Source organism: Luminiphilus sp. nBUS_07 (assembly GCF_051201685.1).
In the GTDB taxonomy this organism is placed as follows: Bacteria; Pseudomonadota; Gammaproteobacteria; order Pseudomonadales; family Halieaceae; genus Luminiphilus.
Map to the genome: position 1 here is coordinate 2,670,173 of NZ_CP179213.1, position 16,377 is coordinate 2,686,549.

The 16,377-nt window shown below is 52.5% G+C and carries 13 protein-coding genes and 1 pseudogene; 7 read left to right on the forward strand and 7 right to left on the reverse strand.

The features are described from left to right. Window positions 1-75: 75 nt before the first annotated feature. A complete protein-coding gene (gene mgtE, locus ACMAZB_RS11940; protein WP_435217454.1) occupies window positions 76-1,425 on the forward strand; it encodes a magnesium transporter in 1,350 nt (449 codons plus the stop codon). Further along, window positions 1,418-1,951 carry a ribosome biogenesis factor YjgA gene (gene yjgA, locus ACMAZB_RS11945; RefSeq protein ID WP_435212136.1) on the forward strand — a complete coding sequence of 178 codons (534 nt, stop codon included), beginning with the start codon at window positions 1,418-1,420 and terminating at the stop codon, window positions 1,949-1,951. Before mgtE ends, yjgA begins: the two co-directional genes overlap by 8 nt. Here the strand turns inward: yjgA and ACMAZB_RS11950 are convergent. The 5 genes from ACMAZB_RS11950 to ACMAZB_RS11970 all read right to left on the reverse strand — a co-directional run bounded on the left by ACMAZB_RS11950 (window position 1,924) and on the right by ACMAZB_RS11970 (window position 8,777). Then, window positions 1,924-5,814, reverse strand: a complete 3,891-nt coding sequence (locus ACMAZB_RS11950) for a YhdP family phospholipid transporter (RefSeq protein WP_435217455.1) — start codon at window positions 5,812-5,814, stop codon at window positions 1,924-1,926. The two genes, yjgA and ACMAZB_RS11950, sit on opposite strands and share 28 nt — an antisense overlap. Before the next feature lie 6 nt (window positions 5,815-5,820). Then, window positions 5,821-6,384 (reverse strand): Maf family protein, encoded by a 564-nt coding sequence (locus ACMAZB_RS11955; RefSeq protein ID WP_435220082.1) that lies wholly within the window; start codon window positions 6,382-6,384, stop codon window positions 5,821-5,823. Further along, window positions 6,384-6,821 carry a rod shape-determining protein MreD gene (gene mreD / locus ACMAZB_RS11960; protein ID WP_435217457.1) on the reverse strand — a complete coding sequence of 146 codons (438 nt, stop codon included), beginning with the start codon at window positions 6,819-6,821 and terminating at the stop codon, window positions 6,384-6,386. Before mreD ends, ACMAZB_RS11955 begins: the two co-directional genes overlap by 1 nt. A gap of 47 nt (window positions 6,822-6,868) precedes the next feature. Continuing rightward, a complete protein-coding gene (gene mreC, locus ACMAZB_RS11965; RefSeq protein ID WP_435217459.1) occupies window positions 6,869-7,675 on the reverse strand; it encodes a rod shape-determining protein MreC in 807 nt (268 codons plus the stop codon). Between the two features lie 64 nt (window positions 7,676-7,739). Beyond that, the gene (locus tag ACMAZB_RS11970) at window positions 7,740-8,777 is read right to left on the reverse strand and encodes a rod shape-determining protein (RefSeq protein ID WP_435212143.1); all 1,038 of its coding nucleotides are present in this window, start codon (window positions 8,775-8,777) and stop codon (window positions 7,740-7,742) included. Window positions 8,778-9,013: 236 nt separating this feature from the next. Between ACMAZB_RS11970 and gatC the strand changes: the two genes are divergently transcribed. Genes gatC through gatB form a run of 3 tightly spaced genes read left to right on the forward strand, consistent with a single transcriptional unit; the run spans window position 9,014 to window position 12,224 of the window. Further along, the gene (gene gatC, locus ACMAZB_RS11975; RefSeq protein WP_435217461.1) at window positions 9,014-9,301 is read left to right on the forward strand and encodes an Asp-tRNA(Asn)/Glu-tRNA(Gln) amidotransferase subunit GatC; all 288 of its coding nucleotides are present in this window, start codon (window positions 9,014-9,016) and stop codon (window positions 9,299-9,301) included. After that, window positions 9,301-10,779, forward strand: coding sequence for an Asp-tRNA(Asn)/Glu-tRNA(Gln) amidotransferase subunit GatA (gatA, locus tag ACMAZB_RS11980; protein WP_435217463.1), 1,479 nt, complete (start codon window positions 9,301-9,303; stop codon window positions 10,777-10,779). Before gatC ends, gatA begins: the two co-directional genes overlap by 1 nt. After that, window positions 10,776-12,224, forward strand: coding sequence for an Asp-tRNA(Asn)/Glu-tRNA(Gln) amidotransferase subunit GatB (gene gatB / locus ACMAZB_RS11985; RefSeq protein ID WP_435217465.1), 1,449 nt, complete (start codon window positions 10,776-10,778; stop codon window positions 12,222-12,224). The genes gatA and gatB overlap by 4 nt, the downstream gene beginning before the upstream one ends. A 21-nt stretch (window positions 12,225-12,245) precedes the next feature. On the opposite strand, the gene smrA is transcribed toward gatB, so the two are convergent. Then, a complete protein-coding gene (gene smrA / locus ACMAZB_RS11990) occupies window positions 12,246-12,848 on the reverse strand; it encodes a DNA endonuclease SmrA (protein WP_435217467.1) in 603 nt (200 codons plus the stop codon). 66 nt (window positions 12,849-12,914) lie between these two features. Between smrA and cysZ the strand changes: the two genes are divergently transcribed. Beyond that, entirely contained in the window at window positions 12,915-13,652 is a 738-nt protein-coding gene (gene cysZ / locus ACMAZB_RS11995; protein WP_435217469.1) for a sulfate transporter CysZ, read from the forward strand. Window positions 13,653-13,665: 13 nt separating this feature from the next. On the opposite strand, the pseudogene rhlB reads toward cysZ, so the two are convergent. Beyond that, window positions 13,666-14,859, reverse strand: a pseudogene (gene rhlB, locus ACMAZB_RS12000) (ATP-dependent RNA helicase RhlB); the annotation flags it as partial. 122 nt (window positions 14,860-14,981) lie between these two features. Between rhlB and ACMAZB_RS12005 the strand changes: the two are divergent. Then, window positions 14,982-16,367 carry an MATE family efflux transporter gene (locus ACMAZB_RS12005; RefSeq protein ID WP_435212155.1) on the forward strand — a complete coding sequence of 462 codons (1,386 nt, stop codon included), beginning with the start codon at window positions 14,982-14,984 and terminating at the stop codon, window positions 16,365-16,367. The last annotated feature ends 10 nt before the right edge of the window (window positions 16,368-16,377 follow it).

Here is a 16,377-nt window from a genome sequence, read left to right on the forward strand (position 1 = left end):
ACATATTCACCCTCTCCATGGGTGCACCCCAGTAAATAGTCACCGATAATCTGCAGCAGGGAACGGAGGCTAGCGGTGAATTCTTCGGTTACAACAGAAAAACAGCTTGCGCAGCTCGATCGCGCTCTCGACGCGGGAACCCTTGGTGACGTTGCGGGTATTGTCGGCGATTTGTCGCCGGGTGACGTGGCCTACCTGATCACTTCGTATCCTCCCCGAATCCGACAGGTCATCTGGAGCTTATTAGAGCCAGAACAAGAAGCCGACGTTCTCAACGAATTACCCGAAGACCTACGCAATCAAATCCTTGTGGAAATGGAGCCTAAAGCTCTGGCTTTGATCGTAGGTCAGCTCGATGACGACGACGTCGCCGACATTCTTCACGACCTTCCAAATTCCATTACCGAGCAAGTGCTTGGGATCATGGATGAGACCGATCGAACGCGACTGGCCACAGTGCTGGCGTTTCCAGATGATGTTGCCGGCGGCCTGATGAGCACTGACACCATATCGATTCGCGCTGATCTGACACTCGATGTCGTCATGCGGTATCTCCGACGCCACGCAGAGATTCCGCAAAATACCGACAGCATTATTGTCGTCAATCGAGAAGATCACTTCGTCGGTCTTCTCCCGATACGAATTCTTTTGGTTGCCGATCCAGCCCAGTCGGTAAGAGAAATGATGCTCACAAATCGCGATGCGATTCCTGCACAGCTACCCGCGGCTGAAGTGGCTAGACTATTTGAGCGAAACGACTGGATCTCAGCACCCGTTGTAGACGAACAAAATCGATTGTTGGGTCGAATTACCATTGATGACGTGGTTGACGTGATCCGAGAAGAAGCCGACCACTCCCTGACCTCTTTAGGGGGCATCGGAGAAGACGAAGATACCTTTGCCACCGTAATGCAAACGGCACCACGTCGCGCGGTCTGGTTGGGCATTAACCTATTGACCGCATTTATTGCTTCGTCAGTGATCAATTTATTTCAAGACACTATTGAAAAAGTGGTTGCTCTCGCGGTTCTGATGCCCATCGTGGCCTCAATGGGCGGCGTCGCGGGAACCCAAACATTAACTGTCTTAATTCGAGGCCTCGCAATGGGCCAATTAAACAGTCGTAACCAACGTTGGCTGGTGGCACGGGAAGCCCTCGTAGGAATCGCTAATGGCATACTTTGGGCTCTCGTTGTTGCCGCAGCGGCTTCTGTTTGGTTTGAGGACTGGACGCTAGGCGCGGTCATTGCCGCGGCAATGATGATCAACCTAATAACCGCTGGTTTAGCGGGTGCGGTTATACCGCTGACTTTAAAGCGGCTAGGAATTGATCCTGCGCTTGCAGGGGGTGTCGTACTCACCACGGTCACAGACGTCGTGGGCTTTTTATCCTTTCTTGGATTGGCAGCAATTTTTTATGGCTAAAACAGATCTCGAAGACAGCGACTGGAATCCTGAGGATGCCCCGCCGAGTAAAAGCTCAAAAAAACGTGCTATGACGGCACTGCAGGTGCTGGGAACCCGCTTGGTAAATCTAACACCGAGTCAGCTCGAGCAAGTTCCAATCGAAGACCCCCGTTTACAGGAGGCGGTTCTTCAAGCGCGTAAAATCACTCAGCGAGGGGGACTTCGCCGCCAACTGCAGTACATTGGTAAGCTCATGCGGGTGATCGATCCCGAACCCATAGAAAACGCCCTCGCAAAGCTCGACGGCGTTCATCAGGAGGAGCGGGCACAACTGCATCAGCTTGAACAGTTACGAGACGCGCTAATCGCTGACGGCGATGGCGCCCTGCCAGAAACGTTAGCGGCGTTTCCCCACGCCGATCGTCAACAGCTTCGTCAGCTTGTCCGTCAATGCGACCCCAAAGGACCTCGCGCCAAAGAGCATGCGAGAAAATTGTTTAAATACCTCCGAGAGCTTCAGGACTCTTCCGACTTAGATTTTTGAGCGCTCTCTTGTGGGCTGTCAGCCGTCGGGGGCTGCAAATCAACCGGCGACCCGGCATCAAAGATTCGAATGAAAGTGACCTCTGGAGCGCTGAGATTACCTTTTACGGCATAAACACCGCTGCTTAAGCTTAAGAACTGGTCTTCAAACACCTTGCTAACCAAATAAGCTCCCGCCGCTACTGGAATCCCTCCCACTAAAGCTGCCACCCAAGGAATATTTTCTACCAGCGGCAAGGTCACTACTAACTCCCCGTCGATCATCTCGGTGACAAGGTCAATATCGCTTTTAAAGTTGAATCCGCCCCCGGTGCCATTTATGTCAAACAGTGGAATCTTGACGTTACCCGGGCTGAATTCAAATTCTCCAACCGCTGAGCGAAACGCAACACCCGGATCAAAAATTCTGGTCACGTCTGCTCGACCGAAGAGCCCCGCTAGGTTTAACAAACTAAATACCCGCACAGCGCCAGTTGCCCCAGACGAGACAGGTAAAAAGGAGCCCTCTGTTAATTGCATTTGCGCCGACCCTGTTAAAGCAAGCAGGTTCAAATCTGTGGGTCCGCCTGGCCAAGCAAGATGTGTCTCGATCACGCCTGAGCGCGTGGTAACCAAGGGCTCCAATGAGAGATCCGTAAAAGTGCGCTGAAAATCGAGCAACTCCGCTGAGACATTGAGTTCCGTAACCCAGCGACCTTGGTTGTTTTCAGACCACGTTAAATCGCTTCCCTCCAACAGTGTCAATCCCGCCAGCTGGCCTTGTATGTCCTCGATGACTAGGGCGTCAGCCGCACTTTTTAAACGGAATTTCGCTGCACCCATAGCCCGGTTCTTATACATAAGGTTTGCCACGGTGACATCAAGAGAGACCGGTAGCTCCGGTGGCCGACGCGCTCTTATTTCGTCTTCAGAGGGGTACACACCGGTCGCAACAGTGTTGAGGCCACTGAGCTGATCGTAGTCAAGTTGATTGATAATGAGCGCAATACTTCGATCGTCTTTTGGAATGGTCAACTCTGCATCCAACCACGACGTGTTGATACCAAGTTGGTGCCAAGTTGTATAAGGCGTGACATCTACGGTCACGTTCTCGACAGCAATCGTGCCCACGACTAGCTCACTAATTCCCAAGGTGGTAATCCGAAGGGGCCACTGGGATTGAGCGCCGCTTGCTGCAAGCTTGAACTGGCGTAAGGTTGCCAGCCACGGATCGAGCTCAACCCGTGATATTTGCCCAAAGACATCGACACCAGAAGTTATCGGCCCATGGGGAAAAACAATGGATTGAGCCCGTGGTGTTAGGTCAAGTGCCAGACCAGTAAGACCTGCCTCGCTCTGGTAGATTTGTGCCTGACCACGCTCAAACCAAAACACTTCCCAGGGGGTAGGCTCACTCGGCTGTAAAATAACGGTCAAGGGTGCAGCTTCGTCCGCCGATTTTCCAAGCGGTTCGGGTAAGCTCACTGCCATACCCTCTAAAGTCGTACTCAAGTGGAATTGAGTTGACTTGCCGACAGCAGCATCGACAACAACTTGAGTCCTACCTGACAGAGGCGGCGCTTGTTGTTCGTCGGCCAAGGAATACCTCGCTAGACCCTGGCTCCATGATAAAAAATTAGTCGCTGACACTTCAGCAACGAATCGCCCATCAAATAATTCTGCGTCGTTAAGTCCAGAGCTACCCGATCCTATTTCTGTCGAAACGGGCTCCCCAAACAAAGTAGATCGCAAATTGCGGCTAGCGAAGCCGGTCTTTGAATCAAAATCTAACCCACCCTGTAAATCGTCCAACGTCAGTGCCAAAAGACGCGAACTCACTTTAGCCTGAGACAACTCTGTTGACACAGTTACCTGTGGCGCTGCATCGGGTGATCGGATATTCATCGCCAAGTCTAAAGCGCCGGCAACAACGCCCTGAAAATTTAGATCGTCCAAAAGCGCAGGGCTGACGTTGTAAATTGGACTGTTCCGCAACAGATCTAAGGCCGCCGCTCCTCGCCCCTGAAACCTGCCAAAGGCCAACAGCTCGCCAGCGGTGCCAGCGGCATCCACCTCTACCGAAACGTCCTCGACAACAGCATTGCTGATGATGCCTGTGTTCGCCCACACACTCACCCGATCAGTATCTACCAGTAACGTTCCCTCAAAGCCATCAATCCTCGGCCAGTTAGGTTGGAATCTGATACTGCCATCAGATATCTCCGCCGCGATCTGCATACTCTGACGCCCTGAGCCGAAACCCTTAAAGCCACCTCGCCACGAAAAACCTGTCTGTGATAAACGTCCACCTAAAATACTGCTGTCCAACCAGTCCTCGAGCACGTTAGGAATTCGATAGGGGATATAGTTTTGACGAACTTCGACCCCTGCTACAGGAACGCCGACATCTAGGTACATCGCTAAAGGCGGACCCTTCGCAGCCTGAGGCACCAGAGGAATGGTCATGCCAAAAAGGGCGCGGGCTTGATGGTCTGCTTGCTCACCCTTAAAAACACCATCCCTCAGGAAGAGCGTATCTGCATCCCAACTTGCCGAAAGCCTCCCCAAAACCTGAGTGAATTCGATCGGCTTTTGATACGCCTTGGGTAGATCCAATACAAAGTTCTGGGTATCGAGCCAAGCTGTGGCGCCCATATGAGTCGCCACCACCGTTCCATCCATACCCAAAAGTCCTGGTATCTTTTTTCGTGCTTGTACGGAAATGTCTCTGACTTCTGCCGTAGCAGACCAGTCTGAAAGCGGCTGCCGCCAATCTGCCAGTTCTGCTTCTACTGCCAGAACAGACCCTGTTGGGGCCAGCTCAGAAAATATGTCAGAGACCTTCCCTGGCAATAAATCACTGGTAACCACCGTTGCTAACAAATCACCGACATCCAATGCTTCGGTTTGCAACCGCAGACTATCTCCACGGTTTTCAATCTGTAGTCGGTCCAGGAAAAAATCAGAGCCATTCGAGTTCATAGCAAATGATTGGAGTCGGCCTGTCCAGCCGGCAGGCTGAATGTTGACCCCCGCGTCAAAAGCCAACCTATCAAGCTTTGACGTGCGACCATCTTCATGGGACCAAGTCAGCTCAGAGACAGCCAGTGACGCCTCAAGAGTGGGGGATTGGCTGTTGCTGTGATACCAGAAATCCAGCTCACCAATTACGCTCACCTCGCGGCCGAGCAGGTTCGCCAGCCACCGGGCATTAGGGAGACTCAGATGGCCATACAACTCACCGACAAACCGGTCCAACTGTAGGATATCGCCAACACTCGAGCCGGAGATGCTGAGATGCGAATTGCTTGGACCCGCCACCTCTACCGCTATTTGACGCTCACTTCCTGCACGACGCAAATCAAGGGTCAATTTCAACGGCTCGCGACCGCCTTCTGCCCCCACCAACCAAATGTCTGCTCGCTCAATAGTGACTTTACGAAACGCCACCAAAAGCTCAGCAGCCAAACGGGCGCCGCTGCCATCACCGTTCATTACCGGCAAAGCGCCCACGGGCAAGTCAACTCCAAGACCATCTAAACGAAGCGTATCGAGTCGAATTTGCCCTGCCAACAAAGAAGCCCAAGGATCGACAGTGACCTCTGCCGAACCAAAAATAAGCGGCGTGCCGTTCGGCAGCGCGAGCCGCAGATCAGTAACTTGGATGCTCGGTTGAAATTTTTTGATATCTCCGCGAAGGCTGGAGATTTGATAACTGAATCCGATTCTCTCAGAAACCCAAGCATCAATATTTTCTTGGTACGCCGGCAAAGCACTTAAAAGTGCTCGAGCACCCGCAACATACACCGCTAGAACAACCACCAGCACTAGCATCGCGCGCCAAAGCGTTCTTCCTAGCACTTGGTATATTCGCTCAGCCGACATACGGTCTCACTGATCTAAACCTGCACCGAAATCAACCATCAGGGCCTTGGTTTCAACAAGAGGCAACCCCACCACTGAAGAATAGCTGCCCTCAATGCGCAAAACAAAGACACCTCCTCGCCCCTGAATCGCATAAGCACCAGCTTTGTCCCAAGGTTCTTCGGTATCGAGGTAACGAGATATGTCTCGCTGCGAAAGTTTTGCGAAGGTAACTGAAGTGGACACCACGCAACTGTCAACAACGTCACCACATCGCACAGCAACACCAGTCAGCACATCGTGAGACCGCCCCGAAAGCATCGAAAGCATCCGCGTTGCATCTGCACGATCCTTCGGCTTGCCAAGAACCTCATTGTCTACCGTTACCGTCGTGTCGGCCCCTAGAATGAGTTCACCCGGCGCATCTACCGCTGAGGCTTTAGTAATTGCTAGGCGAGAGACATAATCTCGTGGGCTTTCACCTGCTCTGAGACTTTCGTCGACGTCAGGCTTCACACAGCTAAAGTCAGTTAAAAGGAGCTCTAGTAGCGATCGACGCCTGGGGCTTGCGGAAGCGAGCACTATCCTCATCACTGAACCTCGTAGAACCGTCGTACAAATCTCAGACAATTACGCACTGGCACCCAGAACAGCACAGAGATCGCTGCCGGCATGAGAAAGGCCGTACCAACATGCTGCCACCCCAGAAACGTTTCCAAACGCTGCTCCACGAGATGAACCAACGAAATCAACAGCCCCATCACTAGACTCTGCTTTAACCCATCAAATTGGCGAACACGTTGATAGCTGACAAGAATGACGAGTACGGCCAATACGGCACCAACAGATGTCGCACCAACGGGTGACCCGTCAAGAAGGTCAGTGAGCATTCCGACCACACAGGCGAGTAGCACTCCCACACGGGTAGGCAATGCTAGAACCCAATAAAACAGGAACAAAAGGGGCCAGTCAGGAACGTACCCTCGCCACATAACGGGCACTGGAATCGCAACCAACAAAAGTGCCACAAAAATCGAACCTAAGACTACCCAGGAGCCTCTTTCCGCGATCACAACTACTGACTGCCACTAGGTGTTAGGTCTAGCGCCAGCATCACATGGCGCCCGCGATCGAGATGCGCGATTGGCTCGGCTATGACTTGTGAGAATGACGAGCCAGGCTGCTTCACGATTGTCTTCACTATAGCCACTGGGTATCCCGAGGGAAAAAGGCCTCCAAGCCCCGACGTCACTAACGTGTCACCCTCTTTAATGTCAGTCGTCGCTGCAATATGTCTGACCACCAATCGATTTAATGTCCCGGTTCCTTCCGCGAGACCCCGAACGCCACTGCGCAACACCTGAACGGGGACCGCGTGGGTCGCGTCGGTAATCAGCAGCGCATGACTACTGTACTGCCCAACCTGAATGACCTGCCCCATTAGGCCATCTGCCCCAAGCAACGGTTGCCCCATGTACACAGCGTCCGCACTTCCTTTATCAATGATTAACTCATGACGAGATGGCGCTGCGGTCAGCGCGATAATCTCAGCGACCATGACCTCGCGCTCAAGTGTCTCGGCCGATCGTAACAAGGCGCGATAGCGTCCATTTTCAGCGAGAACAGCTGCAAGTGTTTGGGTTTGCCCCTTTAGAACCAAGTTTTCTTGCGACAACCGGTCATTGTCTGCTCGCAGGGTGTTGTAGGACTTGAAGAACTCTCCAAGGCTGTTGAAAGCCGATACGGGTGCCGCCGCAATGCGATACACAAGCGCCGCAGAATCAGTGGTGAATTGTCGCGGGGTTTCCAGCGCAGGATGGTCACGCAGATAAAAAAGCAGTAGCAGGCTGCAACCGATTGCCAAAGTGGCACGCCAACCCACATGCTTTTCTTTAAGAAATAGGGGTTTGATCGCTCACCTCACCTCAACGTTGAAAAAGGAGTCTCTACTCTGTGGAGAGCAAATCTAGGGCATGTCGATCTACCAGCTCCAATGCCTTGCCGCCACCGCGGGCAACGCAAGTTAGCGGTTCCTCTGCGACAATAACCGGCAAGCCCGTTTCGTCGATAATTCGCTTATCGAGGTCTCGCAGTAACGCACCTCCGCCGGTTAACACAATACCCGACTCTGCGATATCGGCGGCCAATTCAGGGGGCGACTGTTCGAGTGCGACCTTTATAGCACGCAAAATTGCGAGCAGCGGATCAGCCAAAGCATCTCTAATCTCGTCGCTGTTTAAGGTGAAGCTTTTGGGAACCCCTTCGGCAAGGTGTCGGCCCCTGACATCAATTTCTCGAAGCTCACTCGACTCGTAGGCACAGCCAACTTCTTGCTTAATCCGCTCAGCCGAAGAGTCACCTATAAGGCTCCCGTAGCGTCGTCGAACAAAAGCAATAATAGATTCATCGAAACGATCACCACCGACACGAATGGAATCGCGATAAACAACGCCGTTCAGAGAAATAATAGCGATTTCAGTGGTGCCACCGCCGATATCCACAACCATACAACCCGTGGCTTCATCGACCTGCAAACCGGCCCCAATAGCCGCCGCCATAGGTTCCTCGATCAACCGAACCTCGCGAGCACCAGCACTCAAAGCAGATTCTCGTATAGCCCGCCGCTCAACTTGAGTCGACATACAGGGGACGCAGATCAGTACCCTAGGGCTCGGCCGGATGAATTGGGTCTCGTGAACCTTGGCAATGAAATGCTGGAGCATTTTTTCTGTGACCTGAAAGTCGGCGATTACACCATCCTTCAGGGGCCTAATGGCTCTGATGTTGCCGGGTGTTCTGCCCAGCATCCGCTTGGCCTCTCGTCCGACCGCTTCAATGGTCTTCTGGCCATTGTGCATGCGAATTGCCACGACCGATGGCTCATCGAGAATAATGCCTTTATCTTTCACGTAAATCAGCGTATTCGCTGTGCCGAGATCAATCGACAAATCATTGGAAAACAGGCCGCGTAGGCGCTTGAACATACTTTGGTCCCGTGGAATCTATGCGTGCACCCTCTGTAAATCTCACCTGTAGGAGCGCAATGAGGGTGCAGTATTTTGTTATGGCAAAGCCAAGTGCTGAAAAAAAACGGTAAAAAAGGCTCTAAATCAGCGACTTCAAGCTTCGTCTTAAGGCGTGAATGTATCAACGTGGGGGTTTTTGGGCAAGGTGAATCTGTGGTAGCTTCGCCCCTTTCTCTCACAGCGGACATCCCGCCATGCCCACTATTCCTGCAGACGTGCTGTCGGTAGCACAGCTCGCTCGATTGCACATCGACGACACCGCACTAAATGACGTGACAGATCGCTTTGGTCGGACTTTAAATTTGGTTGCAGAGCTGGAAAAAATCGACACCGACGGCGTCGTACCCATGTCTAATCCACACGACATGCATCAGCGACTGCGACCCGATTGTGTGACTGAGAGCAACCAACGTGAAGCACTTCAACAAGCCGCTCCGGCCGTAGCCGATGGATTCTTTCTGGTCCCTAGGGTTATCGATTAATGTCGCTGGAATCTCTCACTTACGCTACCGCATCTGAACTGTCCTCGGCATTACACACTGGTAAAATCTCTGCCGTTGAGCTCACCGAAGCCTGCCTAAATGCCATTGCCACCCACAATTCCGAGGTAAACGCTGTCATCACACTCTGTGAGGACGCCGCGATAGCAGAAGCTAAAGCCGCCGATTTACAGCTACACAACGGGTCAGCCGGGCCTTTGACTGGGGTGCCGCTACTTCACAAAGACATTTTTTGCACCCGCAACGTACCCACCACCTGCGCCTCAAAGATGCTCAGGAACTTTATCCCGCCTTACGACGCCACCGTGGTCAGCCGACTCCGCACGGCAGGAACTGTCATGCTGGGCAAAACGAATATGGATGAGTTTGCCATGGGCTCCTCCACAGAGACCTCAGTATTTGGTGTTACGCGGAATCCTTGGGATCTTAATTGTGTGCCCGGGGGAAGCTCTGGCGGTGCAGCTGCCGCAGTTGCAGCCGGATTTGCCCCGCTTAGCACTGGGACTGATACCGGAGGGTCAATTCGTCAACCCGCCTCCCTATGCGGTATCACAGGATTAAAACCAACCTACGGTCGCGTATCTCGGCTGGGAATTATTGCTTTTGCCTCTTCACTAGATCAAGCCGGCCCCATGACACGAACCGTAGAAGATGCCGCCCTAATGCTCCAAGCCATGAGCGGCATCGATGCCGGAGATTCCACCTCAGCAGATCTTGAAGTACCCGATTTCTCTGCCGGACTCAATCAGCCTGTCGCGGGTCTGAGAATTGGCGTGCCTAAGGAGTATTTCAGTCACAACCTAGACGAGCAGGTTGCTAAAAAAATCCACGAAGCGCTGGATGAATTAGTCAAGGAGGGCGCAGAGCTTGTCGATATTGAACTACCCCACACGGAGCAGGGAATAGCCACCTACTACATTATTGCCCCAGCAGAGGCCTCTACAAATCTTTCCCGCTATGACGGCGTTAGATTTGGCCATCGCTGTGAGAACCCCGAAAACCTCAATGATCTTTATGAAAGGTCGCGCAGTGAAGGTTTTGGCGAGGAGGTGCAACGACGGATTCTCGTGGGAACCTATGCCTTGTCAGCGGGCTTCTACGACGCCTACTTTAAAAAGGCCCAGCAAGTCAGACGCCTTATCAGCGAAGATTTTAAAAAGGCTTTTGAGCACTGCGACGTCATTGCGGGACCTGCTGCTCCCGGCACCGCCTTTCCCTTGGGCGCTAAATCCGACGACCCACTCGCCATGTATCTTGAAGATATATACACCCTCTCAGTTAATCTCGCCGGTCTGCCGGGACTATCTGTTCCTGCTGGACTCATCAATGGCATGCCAGTGGGACTGCAACTCATCGGGCGAGCCTTTGATGAAACGACTTTGCTGAGAATGGGGCATCGGTTTCAGTTACGTACCAACCACCACCTCGCTAGACCCACTATGGCAGGAGCAAACCAATGAGCTGGGAAGTGGTCATGGGGCTTGAGGTACACCTGCAACTTGCGACCAAGAGTAAAATTTTTTCAGGTGCCGCCAATCAATTTGGTGCAGAGCCCAACGTTCAAGCCTGTGCAGTCGACCTTGGCATGCCTGGGATGCTTCCCGTGCTTAACAGTGAAGCTGTGCGGTATGCCGTTATGTTTGGTTTGGCTATCGATGCCCGCTTGGGCAAGCGATCCGTTTTCGACAGGAAAAATTATTTCTATCCCGATTTACCCAAAGGGTATCAGGTCAGCCAATTTTTCGAGCCTATTGTCTGCGAGGGAAAATTTGATATTCCAATGGAGGACGGCTCGGTGTTTCCCATTCGCATTACCCGGGCACACCTTGAGGAGGACGCTGGAAAGTCTGTGCATGACTTATACAGTGGCCAGACAGGCGTTGACCTCAATCGTGCGGGAACTCCCCTTCTTGAGATTGTCACTGAACCCGACTTTCGAACCGCAGCTCAGGCTGTGGCTTACCTGAAAGCCCTGCATTCCCTAGCCATTTACCTAGGAATTTCAGACGGCAATATGGCCGAGGGCTCCATGCGCTGCGATATCAATATCTCGCTGCGAGCCTCAGGCAGTGAAGCGTTTGGCACTCGCACCGAGATCAAAAACGTCAATTCGTTTAAGTTCGTTGAGAAAGCCATCGCCGTTGAAACCGAGCGACAGCAGGACCTACTGGAATACGGGGGAACCATTACCCAAGAAACTCGCCTCTATGACGCCGATAAAAACGAGACCCGCGCAATGCGGTCAAAAGAGGTCGCCAACGATTACCGCTATTTTCCCGAGCCTGATTTACTCCCGATTATTATCGACGATGAATACATTGAGGCTATTAGAGACACGCTGCCTGAACTCCCAAGAGTTAAACAAACACGCTTCATTAGCCAGTATGAGCTAAGCCAATATGATGCTGCTTTACTCGCTGACACACCTACCTTGGCACAATTTTTCGAGACTGCAGCGACCGTAAGTAAAGCACCGAAATTAGCTGCCAATTGGATTCTTGGCGACCTTGCGGGCGCGTTAAATCGCGAGGATCTGGACATCAGCCAATCGCCGGTTTCTGCTGAGGCTCTCGCAGGACTAATCGTTCGAATAGCTGACGAAACCTTGTCTAGCAAATTAGCAAAACAAGTGTTCGAGGGGTTGTGGCAGCAGGAAGGGACTGCCGATGCCATTATTGAAACCCGCGGCTTGAAGCAAGTGACAGATACGGGAGCTTTGGAAGCCATGGTCGATCAAGTGATCGCTGACTGTCCTGACCAAGTGACTCAATATCGAGCCGCCGAAGAAAGCAAACAAAAAAAGCTGATTGGCTTTTTTGTGGGGCAAGTCATGAAGGCATCTAAAGGACAAGCCAACCCACAGCTGCTCAACACACTCCTGGTATCGAAGCTTGGAGAATCCTAAACAAGCGCTAACTGCCCTTGGTTAGTCAGCCGGTCGATCGTAGGGCACCCGCCCCTTGAGAAAGCGCTCTCTGTTTTCACGTTTCTTCTCCAGACTCTTGCGCAACAGCACGTACACAGCGCCTGTGCCGCCATGGACTGGCTGAGCAGAGTGAAACGCCTGAACTTCCTCTGAGTCTTGCAACCAGTGGTTAACGTAGCCCTTTAGCACTGCGGTTTTCTCTTGCTCAGCCTTACGCTGACCTTTGCCATGAAGAATCAATACGGTGCGCAAGCCGTACTGCATGGCGTCCTGAATAAAACTGTGTACATCAATGCGAGCTTGCTTGACTGAAAGCCGGTGAAGATCGAGTCTTGCGTCAATTTCGTATCGACCCTGCCTGAGCTTTTTATAAACGCCATGCTGAATACCGGGGCGCTTAAAGGCTAGAACGTACCAGGCATCAAGAGGCTCGACCCCCTCATCCACCAGTGAATTAAGACGACCCTCTGGCTCCCCTTCAGCGGCTTGCCTACGCGCTTCCCCATCACCGCCATTGTCTTTTCGCAGCAGGCGCTCCCTGGCATCGCGCTTGAGGGGCGTGACTCCCAGCATCTCTGCCTGAAAAAACTCATCTTCTGACACAACCTAGCTCCACAATTAATCGCGCAACACTTTATACTGGCCTAAGGATCATGGAGGATCAAACCGATGAACGGAAATGTGATCACCGGGGCGGGTTATTTTTTTCGTGGGCTAGCGATGCTCACAGACAAACGTCTGCGGGCTTTTGTCATTCTGCCGCTGGTTGCCAATATAAGCCTCTTCATTCTATTAGGAAGTGTCGCCTGGAGCTTGGTAGACGGCTTGGTTCAAACCACCGAAGAAACCCTTCCAAGCTGGTTGAGCTTTCTCACTTGGCTGATCGCACCCTTGCTATGGCTTATGGGCAGCCTGGCCACCGGATACCTATCCACCCTCACAGTTCTTGTGTTGACCTCCCCCTTTCACGCGCTCCTAGCTGAAAAAGTAGAAGAGCAGGTCACCGGACAAGCCGTACCGGCACTGGAAGGTATTGGTAGCGCCATCATTGCCATTCCCCGAGGTATTTTTAAAGAAATTCGCAAGATTCTTTATTACATTCCGCTGGCTATTTTTGTTTTGATTGTGACCGTCATTCCGGGCCTTCAGGCTTTCGCGCCAGTGCTCTGGTTTGCCTTGGGCGCTTGGATGATGGGATTGCAGTTCATGGATTACCCCATGGATAACCACCGCATGAGTTTTGCAGATGTGAAAGAAGCCTGTGCCTCTCGGCGCCTTAGCAGCCTGGGTTTGGGGGGTATGGTAGCTTTTGTCGCGGGGATACCCTTGGTCAACCTCGTGGTCATACCAGCGGCAGTGGTTGGGGCAACCCTAATGTGGTGCGAAGAACTGCGGCACCGGCAATAAAATCAGCCGGCGGTCAGTCGAGCAAATCTGCTGGTGGTGGCACGCACTTCAGGCGCTCACCCAGAAGGGTCTCTATATCTGGCAGTAAAAAGGCGTCGTCTTCACTCGCAAAACTGATCGAAATACCTGTCGCCCCCGCTCGCCCAGTGCGTCCAATGCGGTGCACATAGTCCTCAGGGTCTTCGGGTAAATTGTAGTTAACAACGTGGCTCACACCATCTACGTGAATACCCCGCCCTGCCACGTCGGTTGCCACCAACACGGCGATTTTACCGGACTTGAAATCTGCCAGAGTTTTGGTCCGGCGGGCCTGGGTAATTTCCCCCGACAAAATGCCACAGGAAATACCTGCCTTTCGCAGCTTTTCATGCAGCGATCGAACTTGATCCCGTCGATTGGCAAAGACAATTGTCGATACAGCTTCTGGGCCGCGTAGCACCTTGAGCAACACCTTCAACCGCTCGTGGCTAGTCACCAAATAAACACGCTGGTCCACGGTCGCAGTTGCAACGCGCTCTGGTTCTATTTCCACGGTGACTGGCTCAAAGGTCCATTGTTGAGCCAAGTTGAGAATATCCTGAGTGAAGGTGGCCGAAAACAACAAGGTCTGACGATCTTCCTTTCGCGGCGTCGCCCTAACAATTCTTTTAACCTGAGGAATAAACCCCATATCTAACATTCGGTCTGCTTCATCAAGAACTAGGGTTTCAACGCGGTCGAGGAACAGATCTCGACGCTGCATGAAATCAATTAAGCGTCCCGGGGTTGCGACTACCAGGTCGACCACGCGAGATTGCACTTTGGACAACTGCTTTTGATAGTCTGCCCCACCGATCATAGTCACCGTTTGAAGCCCAGTGAACTTACCAAGATCCTCCGCATCGGCGGCAATTTGCATCACCAGCTCGCGGGTTGGCGCAATAATCACAGCGCGGGGTTCCGCCAAATAGCGCTCACCCTCGGGTGGGTTGCACAGCAAATCATTGAAAATAGTGATAAGAAACGCAGCGGTTTTGCCGGTGCCCGTCTGGGCCTTACCGATGGCATCATGTCCCTGCAGGGTATGCGGCAGGATTTTTGCCTGTATTGGCGAACAGTATTGAAAACCCAGCTCTGCGACCCCTCGTAACAGGGAGTCCTGTAAATCGAGATCATGAAAGCGGGTCTTGTCGTCTACAGCCTCGACAACAAAATCGCTTGGGCTCCAGGATTTTGGACTCTTCGTCGCGGTTAGATTTGCTCAAAATTGAACTCAGTAAAATGTGCGGTGGGGGAGTCTAGCACAGCTTAAGCCGTGCTAAATTATGCCGGACAAGGAGGCACCACAAATTGGCTGCAGCAAAATTAATGACTGGCACGCTCTTACGACGGGAAATGCGGCAATTGCTGCGCTTCGCTTTTCCCTTATTTATTGCCCAGAGCGCCCAAATGGGCACCGGTGTCGTCGATACCATCATGGCTGCCCGCTACGGTGAGCAGGATCTTGCGGCGATTTCTATCGGCATCAACATATGGCTTCCGGTCTATCTCCTTATCTTAGGTACAGTATTTGCCACCGCCACAATCGTGGCTCAGGACTTCGGCGGCGGCCGCATTGAAAAGATACGTCAGCAGCTGCCCCAATCTCTTTGGGTCGCGGTATTCCTTGGCCTCACCTTGAGCCCCGCAATTTGGTACGCGGGCCCCATTCTCGATTTGCTGGGCCTCAACCCCACAACCCGGCAACTCGCTCTCGATTATGCACAAATGGTTGCTCTAGGCATGCCGGCAACGGCTATCTTCCAAGCCCTCCGCTATCACACACAGGGGTTAGGTATTACACAACCGTTTGCCTTCGCTGCGGTTGCTGGTTTTTTGTTGAATGTGCCTCTCAACTACGCGTTCATATTTGGCGAGTGGGGTGCACCAGAACTCGGCGCCAAGGGCTGCGGCATTGCGACGGCAATTTCCATGTGGCTGAGTGTCTTTCTAATTGGCGCTTATGTCCTGCGCAGCAAGAAAATTCGGCTTTATCTCCCCGAGTGGAAACCTGTCGCCCCCGACTGGGTGAAAATTCGCGAAATTTTATCCGTCGGCGCACCAATTGGCCTCACCTTCTTTCTGGAAATGGGCGTTTTCAGTGTCATCGCGCTGTTGGTTGCGAGCTTAGGCGATACCGCCATTTCAGCTCATCAAATCGCCTTCAATGTGTGGGATTTGTACTACATACCCATGCTGGCAATAGGCACCGCCATGTCAACACGCATTGGCCATGCTATTGGCGCAGGTTGGCGTGAAGGCATTTACCGCGCCATGATAGTGGGGGGGGCCATATCTGCTGTAGTGGCGATAGGCACTATGCTCATTTTATTGAGTTTTCCCGGCGCAATTATTGGCATCTACACCGATGCGCCAGATATTCAGTTGCTGGCAACGCGGCTACTCACTCTTTCAGCATTTTTCATCCTCATTGACGGCGCCCAAATCGTGGGCTCATTTATTTTGCGCGCTTACAAAGAAACTCAGTTCCCCTTTATTATGATGGTCGTGTCCTATTGGCTGGTCGCTTTACCCTTGGGGTGGTGGCTAGGCATAGAGCTACCCGACAATCCCAACGACGGTGCCGCAGGCTTCTGGTATGCAACTATTACTGGAATCAGCGTGTGTACCGTATTGATTGGTGCTCGCATTTGGGTGATTTTACATCGGGAGTTACCCAGCGCCGTGGCCGAATAGGGTCACGGAC

Coding starts and splice junctions, on each gene's coding strand:
- ACMAZB_RS11955 (WP_435220082.1), bottom strand. CDS start 6,384: ATGAGGATAGTGCTCGCTTCCGCAAGCCCCAGGCGTCGATCGCTACTA.
- cysZ (WP_435217469.1), top strand. CDS start 12,915: ATGAACGGAAATGTGATCACCGGGGCGGGTTATTTTTTTCGTGGGCTA.
- gatC (WP_435217461.1), top strand. CDS start 9,014: ATGCCCACTATTCCTGCAGACGTGCTGTCGGTAGCACAGCTCGCTCGA.
- gatA (WP_435217463.1), top strand. CDS start 9,301: ATGTCGCTGGAATCTCTCACTTACGCTACCGCATCTGAACTGTCCTCG.
- ACMAZB_RS11950 (WP_435217455.1), bottom strand. CDS start 5,814: ATGTCGGCTGAGCGAATATACCAAGTGCTAGGAAGAACGCTTTGGCGC.
- yjgA (WP_435212136.1), top strand. CDS start 1,418: ATGGCTAAAACAGATCTCGAAGACAGCGACTGGAATCCTGAGGATGCC.
- ACMAZB_RS11970 (WP_435212143.1), bottom strand. CDS start 8,777: ATGTTCAAGCGCCTACGCGGCCTGTTTTCCAATGATTTGTCGATTGAT.
- gatB (WP_435217465.1), top strand. CDS start 10,776: ATGAGCTGGGAAGTGGTCATGGGGCTTGAGGTACACCTGCAACTTGCG.